General features: G+C 72.2%; 12 protein-coding genes. 6 read left to right on the plus strand and 6 right to left on the minus strand.

Annotated features, from left to right (window positions below; all coding sequences use genetic code 11):
- Nucleotides 1–36 precede the first annotated feature (36 nt).
- From BU52_RS29030 to BU52_RS29050, 5 genes are all read right to left on the minus strand, one after another.
- The gene (locus BU52_RS29030; RefSeq protein WP_037940020.1) at nucleotides 37–825 is read right to left on the minus strand and encodes an ABC transporter ATP-binding protein; all 789 of its coding nucleotides are present in this window, start codon (nucleotides 823–825) and stop codon (nucleotides 37–39) included.
- A complete protein-coding gene (locus tag BU52_RS29035) occupies nucleotides 825–1,925 on the minus strand; it encodes a FecCD family ABC transporter permease (RefSeq protein WP_078903503.1) in 1,101 nt (366 codons plus the stop codon). Before BU52_RS29035 ends, BU52_RS29030 begins: the two co-directional genes overlap by 1 nt.
- Complete coding sequence (locus tag BU52_RS29040) at nucleotides 1,926–2,987, minus strand: ABC transporter substrate-binding protein (RefSeq protein WP_078903504.1); 1,062 nt, start codon at nucleotides 2,985–2,987, stop codon at nucleotides 1,926–1,928.
- 192 nt (nucleotides 2,988–3,179) lie between these two features.
- Nucleotides 3,180–3,842: a sigma-70 family RNA polymerase sigma factor gene (locus BU52_RS29045; RefSeq protein WP_037940022.1), complete on the minus strand. Its 663-nt coding sequence runs from the start codon at nucleotides 3,840–3,842 to the stop codon at nucleotides 3,180–3,182.
- 12 nt (nucleotides 3,843–3,854) lie between these two features.
- The gene (locus BU52_RS29050; RefSeq protein WP_051858691.1) at nucleotides 3,855–4,700 is read right to left on the minus strand and encodes a hypothetical protein; all 846 of its coding nucleotides are present in this window, start codon (nucleotides 4,698–4,700) and stop codon (nucleotides 3,855–3,857) included.
- A gap of 367 nt (nucleotides 4,701–5,067) precedes the next feature.
- Here BU52_RS29050 and BU52_RS29055 point away from each other — a divergent pair, with 367 nt between their 5' ends.
- The 6 genes from BU52_RS29055 to BU52_RS29080 all read left to right on the plus strand — a co-directional run bounded on the left by BU52_RS29055 (nucleotide 5,068) and on the right by BU52_RS29080 (nucleotide 14,462).
- Complete coding sequence (locus BU52_RS29055) at nucleotides 5,068–5,592, plus strand: hypothetical protein (protein ID WP_157847927.1); 525 nt, start codon at nucleotides 5,068–5,070, stop codon at nucleotides 5,590–5,592.
- Between the two features lie 97 nt (nucleotides 5,593–5,689).
- The gene (locus BU52_RS29060; RefSeq protein ID WP_063830043.1) at nucleotides 5,690–7,705 is read left to right on the plus strand and encodes a BTAD domain-containing putative transcriptional regulator; all 2,016 of its coding nucleotides are present in this window, start codon (nucleotides 5,690–5,692) and stop codon (nucleotides 7,703–7,705) included.
- A 464-nt stretch (nucleotides 7,706–8,169) separates the two neighbouring features.
- Entirely contained in the window at nucleotides 8,170–9,018 is an 849-nt protein-coding gene (locus BU52_RS35415; RefSeq protein WP_157847928.1) for an RICIN domain-containing protein, read from the plus strand.
- Nucleotides 9,019–9,091: 73 nt separating this feature from the next.
- On the plus strand, nucleotides 9,092–9,733 hold the full coding sequence (locus tag BU52_RS29070) for a type VII secretion system-associated protein (protein ID WP_235216451.1): 642 nt from the start codon (nucleotides 9,092–9,094) through the stop codon (nucleotides 9,731–9,733).
- A gap of 173 nt (nucleotides 9,734–9,906) precedes the next feature.
- Entirely contained in the window at nucleotides 9,907–13,221 is a 3,315-nt protein-coding gene (locus BU52_RS29075; RefSeq protein ID WP_037940027.1) for a right-handed parallel beta-helix repeat-containing protein, read from the plus strand.
- Nucleotides 13,218–14,462, plus strand: a complete 1,245-nt coding sequence (locus tag BU52_RS29080; RefSeq protein WP_037940029.1) for a S8 family serine peptidase — start codon at nucleotides 13,218–13,220, stop codon at nucleotides 14,460–14,462. The genes BU52_RS29075 and BU52_RS29080 overlap by 4 nt, the downstream gene beginning before the upstream one ends.
- Nucleotides 14,463–14,693: 231 nt before the next feature.
- On the opposite strand, the gene eccCa is transcribed toward BU52_RS29080, so the two are convergent.
- Nucleotides 14,694–18,752, minus strand: coding sequence for a type VII secretion protein EccCa (gene eccCa / locus BU52_RS29085; RefSeq protein WP_235216452.1), 4,059 nt, complete (start codon nucleotides 18,750–18,752; stop codon nucleotides 14,694–14,696).
- Nucleotides 18,753–18,872: the final 120 nt, after the last annotated feature.

The raw sequence follows: 18,872 nt of genomic DNA on the forward strand, positions 1-18,872 counted from the left end.
GTCCCGCTTCCGCGCCCCCAGGTATCGGCGCTTCCCCTACGAGGGCGTTTCTGCCGCCGTGGCAGTGTGGTCGAAGGCGATCAACGGGTCACCGGTCAGCGGGTGCTCGATGACCGCGGCCCGTACGCCGAACACCTCGGCGAGGAGGTGCGGGGTGAGGACCTCGAGCGGGGTACCGGAGGCGACGACCTCACCGGCGTGCAGCACGTGCAGGCGGTCGCACACCGACGCGGCCGCGTTCAGGTCGTGCAGCGACACCAGGGTCGTACGGTGCTGGGCCCGCAGCAGGGCCAGCAGTTCCACCTGGTGGCGGACGTCGAGATGGTTGGTGGGCTCGTCCAGGACGAGGACGTCCGGATCCTGGGCCAGCGTGCGGGCCAGCAGGACCCGCTGCCGTTCGCCTCCCGACAGTGCCGAGAACCTGCGCCCGCCGTACCGCGTCATGCCGACCCGTTCCAGGGCGTCGGCGACGATCCGCCGGTCCTTCTCGTCCTCACCGGCGAAGGCCCGCTTGTAGGGGGTACGCCCCATCGCCACCACTTCGCGCACCGTGAGTTCGAAGTCGCCGCCCCGCTCCTGTGGCAGTGCCGCCACATGGCGTGCCGCCCGGGCCGGCGCGAGGGCCGCCAGGTCGGTACCGTCGAGCAGGACCCGGCCCGCCGCGGGACGCAGGTGCCGGTAAACGGTGCGCAGCACGCTTGACTTGCCGCTGCCGTTCGGGCCGATCAGCCCGGTGATCTCGCCGGGAGCGGCGAGCAGGTTCACCCCGGCCACCACGGTACGGCCGTCGTAGGCGACCCGGAGGCCGTCCACCTCGATGCGCATCAGCCACGCTCCAGTCGGCGGTCGAGCAGGAACAGCAGGACGGGAGCGCCGACGAAGGCGGTGACCACACCCACCGGCAGCTCCATCGACGGCAGGGCCGTGCGGCAGACGATGTCGACCACGACCAGCAGGACGGCGCCGGTCAGCGCGGAGACCGGCAGCAGTCTGCGGTGGTCCCCGCCGATGACGAGCCGGCACAGGTGCGGCACCATCAGCCCCACGAAGCCGATGGCGCCGGAGACGGAGACCAGGACGCCCGTGAGGACACTGGTGACGACGAACAGTTCCCTGCGGAGCGCGACCACGTCGACGCCCAGCCCGGCCGCGGTCTCGTCGCCCAGGAGCAGGGCGTTCAGCCCCCGGGCCCGCGCCTGCAGGGCGACCAGTCCGAGGAGCACCGCCCCGGCAGGCAGGACCAGGGTGCTCCACTGGGCTCCGCCGAGGCTGCCCATCAGCCAGAACAGCACGCCCTGGGTCTGCTGCTCGTCGCCCACCCGCAGCACCAGATAGCTGGTGAACCCGGACAGGAACTGGCCGATCGCCACACCCGCCAGGACGAGCTTCAGAGGGGAGAAACCGCCTCCTCGCCGGGCCACCGCCCAGACAAGGCCGAAGGACAGCAGCGCCCCGAGGAAAGCGGCTCCGGAGACACCGACTCCGAACAGCCCGCCCGTGGTCGTACCGAGCACGATGGCCGCGACCGCCCCCAGCGAGGCGCCGTTGGAGATGCCCAGCAGGTAGGGATCCGCCAGCGGGTTGCGCACCAGCGCCTGCACGGCGGTACCCACAATCCCCAGTCCGGCCCCGACGAGAGCGGCGAGCAGGGCGCGTGGCACCCGCAGCTGCCAGACGATGAGGTCCTGGGTTCCCGGCCGCGGCTGCCCGCCGGTCACGCGGTGCAGCACCGTGGACCACACCTCGCCGAACGGCACGCCGGAGGAGCCCCAGGAGACGGCCGCGGTGAGCGACAGCAGCAGGGCCACGGCGAGTGAGGCGAGGAGCCAGACCACGGGGACGGTCCTGGGCCCCCGTTCGCCGGCCTTCGTCGGGGACGGGCCGGCCGCGCGCGCCGTGCGGGTCGGTGAGGATGCCGCCGACATCTACCGCACGTCCTCGAACTTGTCCGGATACAGGGTGCGGGCGATCTGCTCGACCGTCTCCGCGTTGGTGACGCCCGGCGTCGTCGTGCGTTCCGACCTGATCCGCAGGAACCGGTTGTTCTTGACGGCGGTCAGCCCGCGCGTGGCGGGGAAGGACTTGAGGAAGCGCTCCGCCTCGTCGAACGCCTTGTCGTCCGCCTTCTCGCTCCCCCGGTTGCGTACGGCGAGCTGGATCCAGTCGGGATTCTTGTCGACGACGTCCTCCCAGCCCGTCTTCTCGTAGTCGGCGTCGCAGTCTCGGAAGATGTTGCGGGCCCCGGCGAGAGTGATCACCGCGTTGGCCACCTGCTTCCCGCACACCGCGGTGAGCTCCTTGGTGCCGGCGTCGAAGTCGAAGACGAAGTAGGTGGGCCGCTGCCCCTCGGGCACGGCGCCCACCCGTTCACTCACGGTGTCCAGGGTCTCCTTCATGCCGGAGACGATCTCACGGGCCCGCTCGGACGTGCCGGTGAGCGTCCCCAGCCGTTCGATGTCCTCCGTGACCGCGGACAGGTCCTTCCGCGGCCCCGGCAGTTCGGCGGCGCACGCGGTGGAGCGCAGCTGCACCACGCGGATACCGGCGGCCTCGAACTCTTCCGGCCGAGGCCCGACATGAGCGCCGCGCGCCGGGCGGAACGTCTCGATGTAGGCATCCGCGCCCGAACCGAGCAGCTTCTCCTTGGGGATGACCGTCCGTCCCAGGACCGGCACCTCGGCCGCCCGGTCCGCGAGTTCGGCGGGCAGCGCGCCCTTGGCGGGCGGGAAGCCGGTGCCGGTCACCTTCGGTCCCGCTCCGAGCCGCAGCAGGATCTCCAGTCCCGCCGCGTTGCTCGTGACGATCTTGCCGGGAGGCGCCTCGAACGTGACCTTCTCACCGTCGCAGTTCTCCACCGACACCGGGGAACCCCCGGAGCCGCCCCGCGCGGCCGACGCGTCAGCCGCGCCGCCTCCACCGCCGCACGCGGTGGTGAGCAGTCCCGCGGTGAGAACGACGCCGCCGACCGGGCGCCACATCCTGGACATGTCCTGCCTCCACGACCCGCTGTTTTCCCTGCATCCGGAAAGCCCTGTTCGCCGGGGTTCGCACAAGTAGTCGTGGAAGGAGGGCTCCGGGTTCCCGGCCTCGCCGCGTTTTTCGCGCTGCGAAAAGACAGCCGGCCGGGAACCCGGTCCGCGAACAGCCCTCAGCCGTGTCCGCCGCTTCCGCGCGCGTTCTCAGGCCGCCCGGACGGTGCCCGCATCCCCCTCCGTGTCGGCGTCCCGGATCATGCCGGCCAGTGCGGCGCGGGCACGCGCCACGCGGGAGCGCACCGTACCGACCGGGCAGCCGAGGACGGTGGCGGCCTCGGCGTAGGGGAACCCGAGGAGCTGGGTGACCATGAAGGCCTCGCGGCGTTCCGCCTGGAGCGTCGTCAGCATCTCGGTGAGGGCGACGCCCTCCTCGAAGCCGGGCAGGTGCCGCGGCTGGGCCTGCTCGGCGGCGCCGCGCCAGTCGGGCTGGTCGGCGCGCCGGGGCCGGGCGGCCGCGTACCGGAAACTGTCCACCACCGTGCGCCGGGCGATGGACAGCAGCCAGGTACGGGCGGAGGAGCGGCCCTCGAACCGGGAAAGGCCGGCCAGTGCCCGCAGGAAGACGTCCTGGGTGAGGTCGTCGGCGGCCTGCGGGTCGGCGCTGAGGTGCGCCACGTAGCTCCACACGTCCTGGTGCAGTGCGCGGACGAAGAGGTCGGTTTTGTCGGCGTCGCCGCCCTGGGCCGCCAGGGCGAGCCGGGTCGTGGCCGCGTCGGAGGCGGGAGTGTGCCGTCCCGGTGCGCGCCCGGCGGGAGACCGCGGGGCAGGGGAGGGCCGGTGGTCGGAGGGTTGGTGGGTGGGCGTCATCGCCACGGGTCCTTACGTCGGTCGGGTGAAGTCTGGCGGCGCGCGGGCGGGACGGGACGCGGGCACCTCGGGCGCGCCGAAGGGGGCGCCGATGCCCGCGCCGGTGGGGAACCGTCGGCGCGCGTCCGGGGAACCGGCTGTCACCACAGGACAGCGGTGCGCGCCCGGTGGACCTCGCGTGGGGTCGCCGACGGCGGGCAGCGTCCGCCGCGGTACGGGGTTGTCGCGTCGCGGACGTACGCGTGGACGTGCACATCGCGAGGGTGCGGTGCGAAGTGACGCGCGCCGCAACGGCGCCGCCAGCCATCCGGCGAGGGCGCGCAGTACGCGGAAGACGGCCCGTTCCCCGTGGGCGAGCCACACCCCGCACAGCATGGCAGCCGCCACATGCGCGGCCACCATGCCCAGGGGCGCCATGGCGGACATGCCGTGCGCGGCCGTGCCGGCGGCGGCGGACATGTCGTGCTCCGTGGCGTGGGCGTGGCCCGGCATACCGGTGGCTGTCCGTTCCGGGGTGTGTGGAGGCATGCCCACGCACAACAGATGCTCGGCCCACCGCCGGACGAAGGAGGTGCCCGCCCGGGCGTCGGCACGGGTCAGGGTCTGCGCGAGTGAGAAGCCGACGTGCAGTGCCGCCTGTGCCGTCACGGTTGTCGCGGTGACGGCGAGCGGTCCCCGCTCACGGCCCGCGAGGGCCCAGGCCCCCACGGCCGTACCCACGAAGGCGGCGACCATCGCACGGCCGGGGACGGCCTCTCCCGACATCAGGATGTGTCCGGTCGCGGCAAGCGTCACGCACACCGCCCCGAACGCGACGGCCCGGACGGCTCTGGAGAGGGAGAGCACGTCCGGTGTCATGACGGTCCGGCGTCCACAGTGGTCCTGCGGTTCAGGGGGCAGTTCGGCGGCGGCCGGTGCCGGGCGTCGCGCGCCTCGGCGTACGCAGCGTTGGCACGGCGGAGTGCTCACCCCGTCGTCCCATGAGATGCCTCCCCTCCGTCATGCCCGCGCCCTGCCTGTGTCCGGCCCGGTGTCGCTGGGATGTACGCGCCGCGGCGACGGGACGTTGAAGACGAGGCTGCACCTTGCGGCGGGCTCCCGGCACGAGCGACGACCCCTGTGGCAGGAAAGGTTGGCTCCACGTCCGTTACGCGGCGCAACCCCGCCCTCCCCTGATACGTCATATGTCCGTGACCGAAGACTGAACCTGGGTCGAGGCGAGAACATGAACAAAAGGGTGTTGTGGGGAGTTCTGGCGCTGACGCTGGTGTGGGTGGGCTGGCAGATCACTCCCGACATGGTGGGCGACGGCATGGACACACAGTCGGTCCCGTGCGCGGAAGCCATGCGCTTCGCGGACCGAAGCGGCCTGCCGGCCGGAGCCCACGACGCGACATGTATGTCCTTGGGCCGGATGGATGCCGCGTACGACGTCGACTTCCGGATCACACGCTCCAGGCTCGACCCATGGCTGGCTTCCGTCTACCCCGACCTGCGATTGACATCGGACTGCTCCGGGTTCACGCATGCCGCCGACGCGTGCGGCAGCCTCGACCTGTCACCCCCCGCCGACGGCGGCGCGGCGGCGGTCGAGGTGACCGTGGAGTACGGCGAGCGGGACACCGCCCTCGTCACCTCATGCCCTTCGACGCCTGAACTCCGGTGGACAGCGGGCCTTCCCCGTTTCCCTCAACACTGGCACCAGTTCCTTCAACAGTGGCACCAGGGGCCGCGTATACCACCCGTGTGACCAACACGTCGTCGCGGGGGACGGGAACGAATCCGCGTTCCCGGGCGGTTGCGGCTGGAGGTGAATGGCCCCGGTGAACTCCCATCACTCTCATGGCATGTGGTACAGCGTGCTGGGCCCCATAGAGGTACTGCGCGACGGATGCGCACTGGACCTGGGCCCCCGGCAGCGCAGAGTGCTGCTCACCCGCCTCCTCGTCGAGGACGGCCGGCCGGTCTCCCTGGCGGAGCTGTGCCGTACCCTCTGGCCAGAGGACCAGCCGGCAGCCGCCGTGACCTCTGTCCGAGCCCACATCAGCCGACTGCGCGCGGCCCTGGAGCCGGACCGACAGGGCAGGGCCTCGGTACTGATCAGCGGAACCCTTGGCTACGCCTTGCGTATTCCTCCCCAGACGCGGGACACCGTCGCGTTCGAGCAGTCCGTGGACAGGGCTCGTGGAGCACTCGGGCAGCAGAACCTCGCACGCGCCCGCCAGGAGATCGACGCGGCCCTCGATCTATGGCGGGGCGAGGCATTCGGCGAGGCGGCGGAGCACGCTTTCGCCTTGCGGGAGACCTCACGCCTCAACGCAGCCCGCCAGGACGCGAGGGAACTTCAAACCACGATCCTCCTCCAGCAGGGCGACGTGGAGCACGCCGTCCACGTCGCCGAACACCTCACCGTCACCGCCCCTTTGCGGGAAGTCTCCTGGGCCCTGCTCATACGAGCGCTATACGGGGCGGGACGGCCGGTGGAGGCATTGCGCCAGTACGAGCGGTTCCGCGGCATGCTGGCCCGGGAGCTGGGACTCGATCCGAGCCCCGGCCTGCGCAAGCTGCACACCGCCGTCCTGCGTCACGACACCGCGGTCCTCGGAGCGCCCCGGCCGTCCCGCTCCGTCACCACGCTCACCACCCCGCCCAGAACCGACTCCCCCGTCGCGACGCCTCTCGTCGGGCGTGCCGAGGAAGTGGCACAGCTCCATGCCCTACTGGAGGCGGCAACGCCCGGGCACGTCCAGTGGGCCGTCGTCTCCGGCGATCCGGGGTCCGGCAAGACCAGACTGCTGGACGAGGCCGCCGCGCAGGCCACCAGGGCCGGGTTCGCCGCCATCTGGGCGGGCGGAGGCCGGGGCTGTGGCACTGACCGCACGGCTGCCCTTCATCGCCGGACCACCCGGCCGACGGACGGACCGCGGCGGCGCAGCGAGGTCGACCGCGCACAGGACGGCCTTCAGGAGGGTACGGAAGCGGACCCGGTCGCCGCCCTCGCCCACGAGGTGACTCGGGCGCCCACCATGTGTGTCATCGACGATCTCGACCGCGCGGACCCCGACCTCCCCGAGCGGCTGGGCCGGCTCGCCGCGCTCCTGCGCAACGCGCCGGTCCTCTTCGTATGCGCCCTGCGAGACCCGGCGGCCCCCACGGTCAGCGGACTGCTCGCCGAGCTGGCGCGGCTGGACACTGCGTGGCTGCAGCTTGAGCCTTTGACCGTCGCAGATGTGCGGGAGCTGCTCGCGGAACGCGGTGAGATGGCGCCCGCGGCCGATGCGGTGGCGCTGCATCGGCGCAGCAGAGGAAACCCGTTCATGCTGCACGAGTTGCTCAAGCTGCCGACGAAGCAGCGATGTGGCCCCGACGCTCGTGTGCCGGTCACGGTCCGCGCCATCGTCCGGGCCCAGCTGAACGAAGTGGCGGCACCGGTCAGGACGATGCTGTCCCATGCGGCCGCCGACAGGGGAGGGCTCGACATCGCCCTCGTCGCCGCCATCCTCAGAATGAGGCACGAGCAGCTGCTGCGGCTGGTCGACGAGGCGGTCACCGCCGACCTGCTCCTGTGGCACGAGGACCCCGACGACCCGGCCTCGGGCCACTACCGCCTGCCCGAGCTGGTCCACGATGTACTGCTCGACACAATGGCCGTACCCTCTCGGCAGTTGCTGCACGCCGCGATCGCGCGTGAGCTCCTCGACCGGGGCTGCACCGACCCGACACGGCTCGCCCGCCATCTCCACGCGGCCGGCCCGCTGGCCCCGGTCACGGAACCCCTCCCGGGTTTCCGGTCCCATGGAATGACCGCTTCTGACCACACCACGAAGGTAGGATCCACATGCCTGACCAGCAGCGGGCCGTGAGCAAGAGCGCCACCCAAGGCGAAGAGTCCGGCGTTGCCACCAACGCCTCAACCGGTGCGACCCGCTCCACCGGCAACGCTCGGGACACGGCAATCACCATCTCGGGCGACGGCACGGCCCCGGACGGCACGAGCTCGACAGCCACGACCGCCGGGGACACGGGCACGGCCGGCCGAACGGCGACCGTCTCCGGAACCGACCCCGCCGCACCGGCGGAGAGTACGAACGCGGCAACGTCGCAGACCTCCCAAGCAGCCGGAACTCCGGCCACTGCCGCAGGTGGCACGACGGGCGGCACGACCGCAGCCTCCGCACGTGCCGCCTCCGCACCCAGGGCCCGCTGGAGCGCGCGCGCCCTGTTCGCGGTGTCCTCGGACGGACATGCGGGGGGCGCCACGGCAACCGCCCCGGCCTCCTCGGACGACTCCGCGGACGCCGGCGTCCCAGGCCGTCCCAAGAAGCCCGTGCTCGCCGCCGCCGCCATGGCGGGCGCCGTTCTCATCGCCGTACCCCTGCTGGTCCTGGTCACCAGCGGCGAGGACGACAGCGACAAGGTCGCTTCCACCGGCTCGGCCGACACCCTTCTCGGCAGCGGCGACGAGCCGCCCGGAGCCTTCGTCGCCGCGACACCGACCGCCGGAAAGACGGACGCAGCGAAGAAGAACGCCCCGGACAAGGACGGCGTGAAGGAACAGGGCGACAAGGAAGCCCCAGCGCCGCCCGTGCCCGGAAAGGAGGCCACCACCAAGGCTCCGTCCACGGCCTCCCCCACACTGGGGAGCGCCAGCACGGTGCGGGAGAAGGACGCCGTGATACGCAAGGCGCCGAGCAACGTACCGGCCGTCCTGACCAAGGTTCTGCTCAAGAACAACACCAACAGCACATGCGTGGACATCCCCGGTGCCGGCAGCGGCGCTCCCGACGGGCGCATCGTGCAGTCGACGTGCAACAGCCACCCGAGCGACAACCAGCTGTGGAACGTCGAGCAGCGGTACGCCGACGCCGGGCCGGGAGGTGCGCCGCTGTTCCAGATACGCAACGTCGTGGACAGCATGTGCCTCGACCTGCCCGGCTATCAGGGCGCCGGCAGCGGCACCAAGGTGACGGAGTACCCGTGCAACGGCACCACCGCCGACAACCAGTTGTGGTGGTTCGACAAGCAGCCCGACGGTAAGTTCTGGCTCCGCAACTACGCCAGCAACAACCAGTGCCTGGACTCCTACGACGCCAACAACAGCGTGCGCAATCTGTTCATCTGGCCCTGCGCCCAGGAGAGCCGCAACAACCACGAATGGTTCACCACGCTGCACTGAACGGACGGGCCCGCATCGGCGTGCGCGCATGCCGGACGGCTCCAGGGAACTTCGCATCAACCGGAGGGTTCAGGTGGACACACGTCCCGGTGAGCGGCAGGAGGAACCAGTCGCCACTCCCGAGGTGCCCGAGGCCGTACGGGCCGTCGCACGCACGGCGCCGGGACACTGGATCGGCGTGCTGGACCCGGAGTGGACCGGAGAAGGGACGCCGCCGGAGTGGGCTCTGGTGGGCGAATGGCAGTCGGACGGAAGCGGCAGTGTGGGGAACGTCCGCGCCAACCCGGCCTACCGGCCCTCGGCCCGTGTGCTCGGCTGGCCGGAGCCCACCGACCCGGTGGACGCCGCGGCGCAGCGGGCCGTCACCGGCTACGGCTCGGTGGACGAGGCACTCGCGGCGCTCGTGGAGGCGGACGTCACGGTCGTGCGCGGACCGGACGGCGGACCGCTCACGGCCATGGGGCGGGACGGGGCGCCGGTGGTGCTGTTGTTCACCTCCCCGGCCCATGAGTTCATGTCCTCGTCGCTGTGGCACGACAGGGTCCCGGTACGGGAGCTGGTCCATTCGCTGGGTGAGGGCACCATGTTGATGGTGAACGCCGGGGCCGTGGCCCCGCTGCTGGTGCCGGTGGACGGCCTTCCCGGTCCTCCGCCGGAGCTCCGCTCCGGAGAGGGCACCCTGCGGGCGGACGAGGACGCCGGGAAGCCTGCCTGATCCGCCCTCGCACGCCCGCGCCAAAGTCCCGCTCCCGGTGGAACGGCGACGGTTCACCACCGGCCCCGCGGGGGCCGGGCGCAAGGCATGATGACACCGTCGGCTCTCCGACAGACGCCCCCGGCGAGCAGGGGCGCCCGCAGAAGACTCCGCCGTGACGAGGAGGTTGGTGCGTGTCGCGCCAGGTACTGACGGTCGGTCCGGGAGACCGGGACGGCTACCGAACGATCGGTGAGGCGCTCGCGGCCGCCCGTACCGGCGCGCTCATCAGCGTCCGGCCCGGGACGTACGCCGAGAACCTCGTGATCCACACCCGGGTCACCCTCACCGCCTCCGAGGGACGGGGGACGGTGGACATCCGACCGCGCTCGGGCAGTGTGCTCACGCTGCGTGCCGACGCGGTGATGCTGGCCGAACTGACCCTGCGCGGCTCCGACGCCGAAGAGCCCGCCGTGGACGTACGGTTCGGGCAGGCCGCGTTCGACGGCTGTGAGCTCATCGGCGCCGCCTGGACCGCGCTGCTGGCCGGGGGAACCGGTTCCTTCGCGCTGCGGGACTGCCGGGTGACCAACCCGCAGGGCGCGGGCATCGTCATCACCTCGGCCACGCCCACCACCGTGGAGTCCTGCACGCTGGAGCATCTGGGCAGCAGCGGGCTGGTCCTCGCCGAGCGGGGTGAGGCGCGCATCCGCAGCTGCACGGTACGCGACGCCCGCGGCAACGGCCTGCTCGCCAACGGCGATGCCCGGGGCACCCTGGAGGACTGCGACATCTCCTCCACCGACAAGCCCTCCATCGCCCTGGAGCAAAACTGCGCCCTCTCGGTGGTCCGCACCGTGGTGCACGACACCAGCACCGGCGTGCACCTGAGCAGCGCGGGCCGTACGACGCTCGAGGACGTGCGCGTCACCGGAGCCTCTGCGAACGGGTTCACCCTGGCCGGGGGCACCGACCCCGTGCTGCGCCGCTGCCGCGTCACGCGCACCCGCGGCCATGGCGTACTGGTGACCGACCGGGGGCGCGGCACGTTCGAGGACTGCTGGGTGGAGGGCGCGCAGGGCGCGGCGCTGCGGGTCTCCGGGGCCGCCTCCCCCACGTTGACCGGTCTGACCATCCGCGACTGCGACCAGGCCGGACTGCTCCTGGAAGAGAACTCGGCTCCGGAACTGGACCGCCTCGAGGTGATCGGCGGATCGCCGGCGGTCGCCGTGCGCGCCGGTGCCAACCCGCTGCTGCGCCGGGCCAGGCTGGTGGAGCCCGCCGGCGACGGCATCGCCCTCACCGAAGGCGCCCGTGGCCGCGCCGAGGACTGCGAGATCATCCGGCCGAAGGGCGCGGGCGTGCGGGTGGCCGCCGACAGCACTCTCTATGTGGCCGGCGGCGGGGTCTGCGAGGCCGCCGGCAACGGACTGGCCGTGGAGGATGGCGGCAATGTCACCGTGCGCGACTTCCGGGTGGAGATGTCCGGCGAGGAGGGTGTGCTGGTCGCCGCGGGCGGCGAACTGACCGCCAACCGCGCCACGGTGCACGCCCCGCAGGGGCACGGCTTCCTGCTGCGCGAGGGCGCGCTCGCCTCGCTCAGCGGCTGTGAGGTCAGCGGCGGCGCCCATGACGGCTTCCGGGTGGAGTCCACCGCACCGGTCTCGCTCTTGAACTGCGTCGCCCGGGAGAACGAGGGCGGTGGTCTGGTGCAGACCACCCCCGGCGAACGGCTCGCCGTAGAGGGTCTGAACAGCACGGGTAACGGCAAGCGGGACGCCTGGGGTACCGGCAGTGCCGAGAACACCGACCCGGCCGGCTCCGGAGCCGCGGACGCGCCTGCCCCGGACCGCGCGGACGGCCCGCTCGGCACCCTCGACGCGCTGATCGGCCTCGAGAACGTCAAGCAGCAAGTACGCACGCTGGTGAATCTGACCCAGCTCGCCCAGCGCCGCGAACAGCTCGGCATGTCCGCACCGCCGATGAGCCGGCATCTGGTCTTCACCGGCCCGCCCGGCACCGGCAAGACCACCGTCGCTCGCCTCTACGGGGCGATCCTGGCCGAACTGGGTTCGCTGCGCAGCGGGCACCTGGTGGAGGTCTCCCGCGCCGACCTGGTCGCACAGATCGTCGGCGGCACCGCGATCAAGACCACCGAGACCTTCGAACGGGCCCTCGGCGGTGTGCTGTTCATCGACGAGGCCTACACGCTCACCGCGGACAGCGGCACCGGCGGCGCCGACTTCGGCCGCGAGTCGGTGGACACCCTGCTGAAGCTGATGGAGGACCACCGCGACGAGGTGGTCGTCATCGTCGCCGGCTACACCGACGAGATGGAACGCTTCCTCGCCTCCAACCCGGGCCTGGCGTCCCGCTTCTCGCGCACCGTCGAATTCGAGAACTACTCGGTGCCCGAACTGGTCGCCATCATGGAGAACATGTGCGTCCGGCACCAGTACGAACTGGGTGAGGGCACCGCGGACGCACTGGCCGCGCACTTCGAGGCGATGCCGCGGGACGCGGGCTTCGGCAACGGCCGTGCCGCGCGGGGGGTGTTCGAGGAGATGGTGGACCGGCAGGCGGTCCGGCTCGCCACCCAGGCGCAGGTGGGAGAACACGACCTGCGGCTGCTGCTGCCGGAGGACGTCTCCCCCGCCGCCGCGCAGGCCGCCCTGGCCGCCCCCGCGGACGACGACCCGCTGACCCGCCTCGGCGACATGATCGGCCTGGCCGAGGTGAAGCGTGATGTGGCCGACCTGGTCAACCTCATCACCACCGCCCGCCACCGCGCCGCCGCGGGGCTGCCGGTGCCCTCGCTCAGCCACCACCTGGTGTTCACCGGTCCGCCCGGCACCGGCAAGACCACCGTCGCCCGTCTCTACGGTGAGATTCTGTCCCGGCTCGGCATTCTCGAGCGGGGACAGCTCATCGAGGCGGCCCGTGCCGACCTGGTCGGCCGCTACGTCGGCCACACCGCCCAACTCACCCGCGAGGTGTTCGAACGCGCCCGCGGCGGCGTGCTGTTCATCGACGAGGCCTACACCCTCACCCCCCGCGGTGGCGGCGTGGACTTCGGTCAGGAGGCGGTGGACACCCTGCTGAAGCTGATGGAGGACCACCGCGACGAGGTGGTCGTCATCGTCGCCGGCTACACCGACGAGATGGAACGCTTCCTCGCCTCCAACCCGGGCCTGGCGTCCCGATTCCCGCGCCGTATCGCCTTCGCCGACTACTCCTCCGAGGAACTGGTCACCATCGTGCGCGGCCAGGCCGCCGGTATGGGTTACGAATGCGCACCCGGCACCGGCCCGTTGCTCAGGGAGTACTTCGACTCGCTGCCCCGTGACCGCTCCTTCGGCAACGCCCGCCTGGCCCGCCAGGTCGTCGAGTCGATGATCACCCGGCAGGCGGGACGGCTCAGCTCACTGGCCGTACCCACACTCGACGACCTGCGGATCCTCCTCCCGGAGGACGTCACAGCCGCCGCTCCGAAGAGCGTGGGCCGGTGAAGCGGTACGCACGCCTGCTGTCCGGCGCCGGCCTCGTCGCCGTCCTGTCGCTGTCCCCGGCCGTGCGGGCCGGGGCGGCGCCCCTCCCGGGCGGACCCGCGGCCGGCGGCAACCGCGGCCAGGAACTGCCCGCCATCCCCTCCACGCTCAAGGCACGTGCGGATGCGTGCACCCCGGCCTCCGGCAAGAAGGCGGAGAAGGAGGACTGGTCACGTCAGCGTCTCGACCTCGAACAGCTGCACCGGCACAGCACGGGCGCGGGCGTGACCGTCGCCCTGATCGGCACCGGCGTCGACCCCGAGGCGGCCGGGCTCAGCGGCCGGGTCACCGTACGGGGTGCCGCCGGTGACGACTGCGTCGGCCACGGCACCTTCCTGGCCGGGCTGATCGCCGGGACCGGCGGGGACAGCCCGTACCTGGCCGGGGTCGCGCCGGACGCGAGGATCCTCGCCTTGCGCGGCACCGACCGGCGCGGTACTCCCGCACCCGGCCCGGTCGTGGAGGCGCTGCGCGAGGCGACAGCGGCCGGAGCCGAGGTGATCGCCGTCACGGTGGCCCTGCCGAGCCGTGACGCGGAACTGACGCGCGCGGTCGCCGAGGCGCGCCGCGCGGGCGCTGTGGTGGTCGCGGCAGCCGCCCCGGACCCGCCCGTGGCCGGGTCCGGCGAGACGCCCTCGCGCCTCTACTGGCCGGCCGGCGAACCCGGGGTCCTCTCCGTCGCCGGCATGCTCCCCGACGGCACCCGGCCGGAAGGCTCCCTGCTCACCTCGGGCATCGACCTGGCCGCACCGGGCGCCGGCGTGGTGTCCGGCGGCCCGCGCGGCGACGGTCACTACCTCGGCGGCGGCGCGCCGGTGGCCGCCGCTTACGCCGCCGGCGCCGCCGCGGCGGTCCGTGCCGCGCGACCCGGCGAGACCGCCGACGCGGTCGCCCGCCGCCTGAGGGCCACCGCATACCCCGCCGACATTCCCCAGCTGGATCCCTATGCCGCCGTCACCACGGTCCTCGGCGCGTCGGCCGCCGGTGGCGGGCGCCGCGCCGCAGGCCCCGTGACCGTCCGCGAGACCGCCGCGGCCGACCGCGTCGTGGGCCGCGCCACCGTGCTCGTCATGGCCGGCTCCGCCGCCGTTGCCGGGTTCCTGTGGGCCGCGTACGCCGTCCCCCGTGCCCGCGCCCGGCGACGGCGCGCGGCGGGAACGGACGCCCCGGACAGGGCCGGTGGTGCGATGCCGCGGACATGACCCGGGCCGTACCGGTGCCCCTGTTACGGCCTGCGTAGCCGGGCGGCGTCTCGGGCCGGAGGGCACCGGCCGCTTCCCGGGGACGCGTAACGTCACCACACTGGCCGCGAGGCGCCCCTTCCCGGCCCCATGGCCGTGGCGGGCGCAGCCGCCCGAGGGGGAGCCGGGTCGTCCGCCCCGTCTGCCGCAGCCCGCCCCAGCGGTCATCCCCGGCCACGACGGGACAGGCGTTCACCTCTCCCCGGGCTCCTCCACGAGTGCCGTCTGCATCAGCCGTGCCCGGCGGCGGGCGATGTGCAGGGCCCTGCCGGGAGGCAGGTTGAGGGGTTTGATGTTGCCGAACAGACTTCCTTCCGTGGGCGGGCAGGACAGGAGGACGGCCGGGTTGTTGGCCTCGTCGAGGCGGCGCATGAGGGCGTCGCCCAGGCCGCGCCCGGCCCCCATGGCGCCGCGGGCGATGACCAGGTGCAGGCCCGTCTCGAAGCCGAGCGTGAGGAACTCGAAGAGCGGCTCGAAGGGGCTCTGGAAGGAGTTGGAGGAGACCATGTCGTAGTCGTCGACCAGGACGAACAGTCGTGGGCCGGTCCACCAGTCGCACTGGCGCATACGGGCCGGAGCGATGTCCGGGCCGGGCACGCGGGTCCTGATCGCGTGGGACGCACCGTCGATGGTCTCCGTGAGGTTGTCCAGGGAGATCACATGCCCGATGCGGTACTCCTCGGGAACGGTGTCGACCAGGGTGCGCCGGTAGTCCACCACGATGATCTTTGCCTCGTCCGGCGTGTAGCGTGCGGTGATGCCCGCGGCGACGCGGCGCAGCAGGTTGGTCTTACCGCTCTCCGTGTCGCCCACCACGATCAGGTGCGGGGTGCGGCTGAAGTCGTGCCAGACCGGTTCCAAGGCGTCCTGGTCGATGCCGAGCGGCATGCGCATGCCGCCGCCCTCGGTCGGCTCGGGTGCGGGAAGCTGGGCGAGCGGGAGCCGGTGCGGCAGCATCCGGACCTGCGGGGCGGCTTGTCCGGGCCAATGCCGGGAGATCTCACCGACCAGGTGGGCGACGCCGTCGCCGAGGTCGTCGAGGGAGCCGCTGCCGTCCAGCCGGGGCAGGCCGGCGAGATAGTGCATCTTGCTGTCGGCGGTGATGCCACGGCCGCCGCTGCGCGGCACGGAGCGGGCCTTGCGGGTGTCGACCTCGGAGTCCATCGGATCACCCATCCGCAGTTCGAGCCGGGTGGCGGACTGGTCACGGACCTGGGCCGTCAGCTCCACCCAGCGGGCGGTGGCGACCAGCAGATGGATGCCGTAATTGAGTCCGCGGGTGGCGAGTTCGTTGAAGTTCGGGATCAGGTCGTCGTAGTCCTGACGGACCGTGGACCAGCCGTCGACCACCATGAAGACGTCGCCGAAGGGCTCGTCGGGAAACTCCCCCGCGGCGCGGCGACGGCGGTAGGACTGCATGGAGTCGATGGTGTGGTCCACGAAGAACTGCTCGCGGTGGGCGAGCAGTGTCATGACCTCTGCTACGGTCCGCTGCACACGCTCCGGGTTGAGCCGCGCCGCGACGCCGCCGACATGGGGCAGTCCGGCGAGCTGGGACAGGCCACCGCCGCCGAAGTCGAGGCAGTAGAACTGGACTTCGACGGGGGTGTGGGTGAGGGCGAGGGCTGCGATCAGGGTGCGGGTCAGGGTGGATTTGCCGCTCTGCGAGCCGCCTGCGACGGCGACGTGGCCGCCCGCCCCGGAGAGGTCCACGACCAGCAGGTCGCGCCGCTGTTCGAAGGGCTTGTCCACCAGGCCGACCGGGACCCGCAGCCCGCCGGTGCCGGGCCAGGTGGCGGAGGTGAGACCGCGCTCGGGGTGGGGGGCGATACCGGGCAACAGGGCGTCCAGCGAAAACGGGTCGTCCAGCGGCGGCAGCCACACCTGGTGGGCGGCGGGCCCGGAGCCGCGCAGCCGGTCGAGGGCCACGTCGAGCAGGGTCTCCTCCTCCCCCGTCTCCCCGGTCCCCTCGTTCTCCGGTTCCGGATCGGGCGCGGCCGGCGGCGTACGCGGCACCACCCAGCCGCTGGTCCACGGCACCACCTGGCTGGCCACCCGGGCCTGCACGACCGCTGCGGTGCGGCGCCGGTACGTCCCGGAGGAGTAGGCGGCGCGGAACCGGGTCAGGGACTCCACGCCGGACTTCAGATAGCCGCTGCCCGGCTGGGCCGGCAGCTCGTAGGCGTCGGGTACGCCGAGCACGCCGCGGCTCTCCATGGCGGAGAAGGTGCGCAGCCCGATGCGGTACGAGAGGTGACTCTCCAACTGGTGCATCCGGCCTTCGTCTAGACGCTGCGAGGCGAGCAGCAGGTGCACTCCCAGGGAGCGTCCCAGACGGCCGATCATCACGAACAGGTCCATGAACTCCCTGTGTGCGGAGAGCAGTTCACTGAACTCGTCGACCACCACGAACAGACTGGGCAGCGGGGCGAGGTCCGCCCCGGCGGCGCGCGCCCGCTCGTACTCCAGGGCGGAGGTGTGGTTGCCGGCGGCGCGCAGGAGTTCCTGACGGCGGATGAGTTCGCCGTGCAGGGCGTCCTGCATGCGTTCCACGAGGGCGACTTCGTCGGCGAGGTTGGTGATGACGGCGGAGGTGTGGGGGAGTTCTTCCAGGCCGAGGAAGGTTGCACCGCCTTTGAAGTCGACCAGGACGAAGTTGAGGGTCTCTGAGGAGTTGGTCAGGGCGAGACCGAGGACGAGCGTGCGCAGGAGTTCACTCTTGCCGGAGCCGGTGGCGCCGATCAGCATGCCGTGCGGGCCCATGCCTCCTTGCGCGGACTCCTTGATGTCGAGTTCCACCGGTCGTCCGTCCACGCCGACCGCGATGGGCACCCGCAGCCGTGCGGAGCCGCTGTGCCGTTCGAAGAGGGTGTGCGGGTCGTGTCGGTGGAGGTCGGGGATGTTGAGCAGGGTGGTCAGCTCGACGTCGGTGTCCAGCGGTTGCGCGATGTCGGTGCCCAGGCTGATCCGGCGGGGGCTGAGCAGCCGGGCCAGTGACTCCGCGCCGAGCGGACCGAGCCGGTCCGGCCGGCCGAGTGGCACGGAGCGTTCCTTGCGGCTGCGGTCGGTACGGACCAGGCTCACCCGCTCGGGCCCGACGGTCAGCCGCAGAGTGTTGCGGCCGGGTCGCCAGCGGAGCGCGCCGGACACGTCGAGGGCCAGGGCGTTGCGGTAGCCGTGCCCCTCCCAGCGGTGGCCCTCGGGGACGGTGACGCCGTCCAGGACGACGACCGTGTAGGGCTCGTCACGGCCGGGGCGGGCCTCCGGGTCGAAGCCGGGACGCTCGGCGAACTCGGCTCCGAGCAGGTCGTCCAGTTCGGTGAGTTCGGCGGTGATCCGCCGGACCTGGCCGGCGCCGTCCTCCTCGTGCGGGTGCAGGGCGTGCGGCAGCCACTTGACCCACTCCCAGTCGGGCCGCCGCTCGTCACTGACGCAGAAGGCGAGCCACAGTTCCTCGGGCGCGTGGAACACCGCGAGCTGGCCGAGCACGGCGCGCACCAGGGCGCGTACCTCGTCGGTTCCCTCGGCCCGAGCGCTTTCCCCGTGTGGCGAAGCGGCCCGCGGGGCGGACTCCTCGCCGGGTGTCTCCTCGGGGCGCAGCAGCACTCGGGCGGAGGAGCGCAGGTAGAGGCCGAGAGGTTGCCCGGGGACGGTCGAGTAGGCGCGGACGAAGCGGCGCAGAGCGTGCGCGCAGAGCGGTTCGAGGTCTTCCACGGGGCGGGTGGAGACGGGGGTCAGGGTGAGGGCGAGCTGCTGGTCGCCGACGGCGAGACGCACCTCGCCGAAGTCCTCGTCGGCCGGGCGTCGTTCCCACAGACGCGTGGTGCGGGCCAGGGAGCGCAGTGAGGCGGGCTCAGGGTGGCGCCAGGCGAGTGCCCGCTGCTGCTCCGCGATGGTGGTCCGGACCCGCTTGCGGATCTGTGCCAGGTAGCGGAGGTAGTCGCGGCGTTCACCCTTCAGGCGCTGCTTGCGCTCGCTGGAGCGGCGCATGAGCTGTCCCAGCAACATGGCGCCCGCGGAGAGTGCCATGACGCCCATGGCGAGGTACAGGAAGACGCTGTTGCCGCCTCCTGGGCGCAGGAACACCAGCATCATCGACACCGACATGAGCGCCATCGGCAGGTAGGTCCATATCGCCGAGGTGTCCGGCACCGTCTCGGAGAGGACCGGCGGCTCCTGGAGGGTCAATTCGCCCTCGGGCATTTCCGGTCCGCGTCTGCGGGCCGGCCGGCGGAACAGCACGACACTCACGGAACGAAACCTCCGGTCTCACAGGCTTGGCGGACCGCGTCGAACTCCCGGCGGAAGGCACCGGACGGGTATTCTCGAGCGGGCGGCGGGCACGGGCATATTCCGTCAAGGGACGGATTC

The organism is Streptomyces toyocaensis (assembly GCF_000725125.1).
Taxonomy (GTDB): domain Bacteria; phylum Actinomycetota; class Actinomycetes; order Streptomycetales; family Streptomycetaceae; genus Streptomyces; species Streptomyces toyocaensis.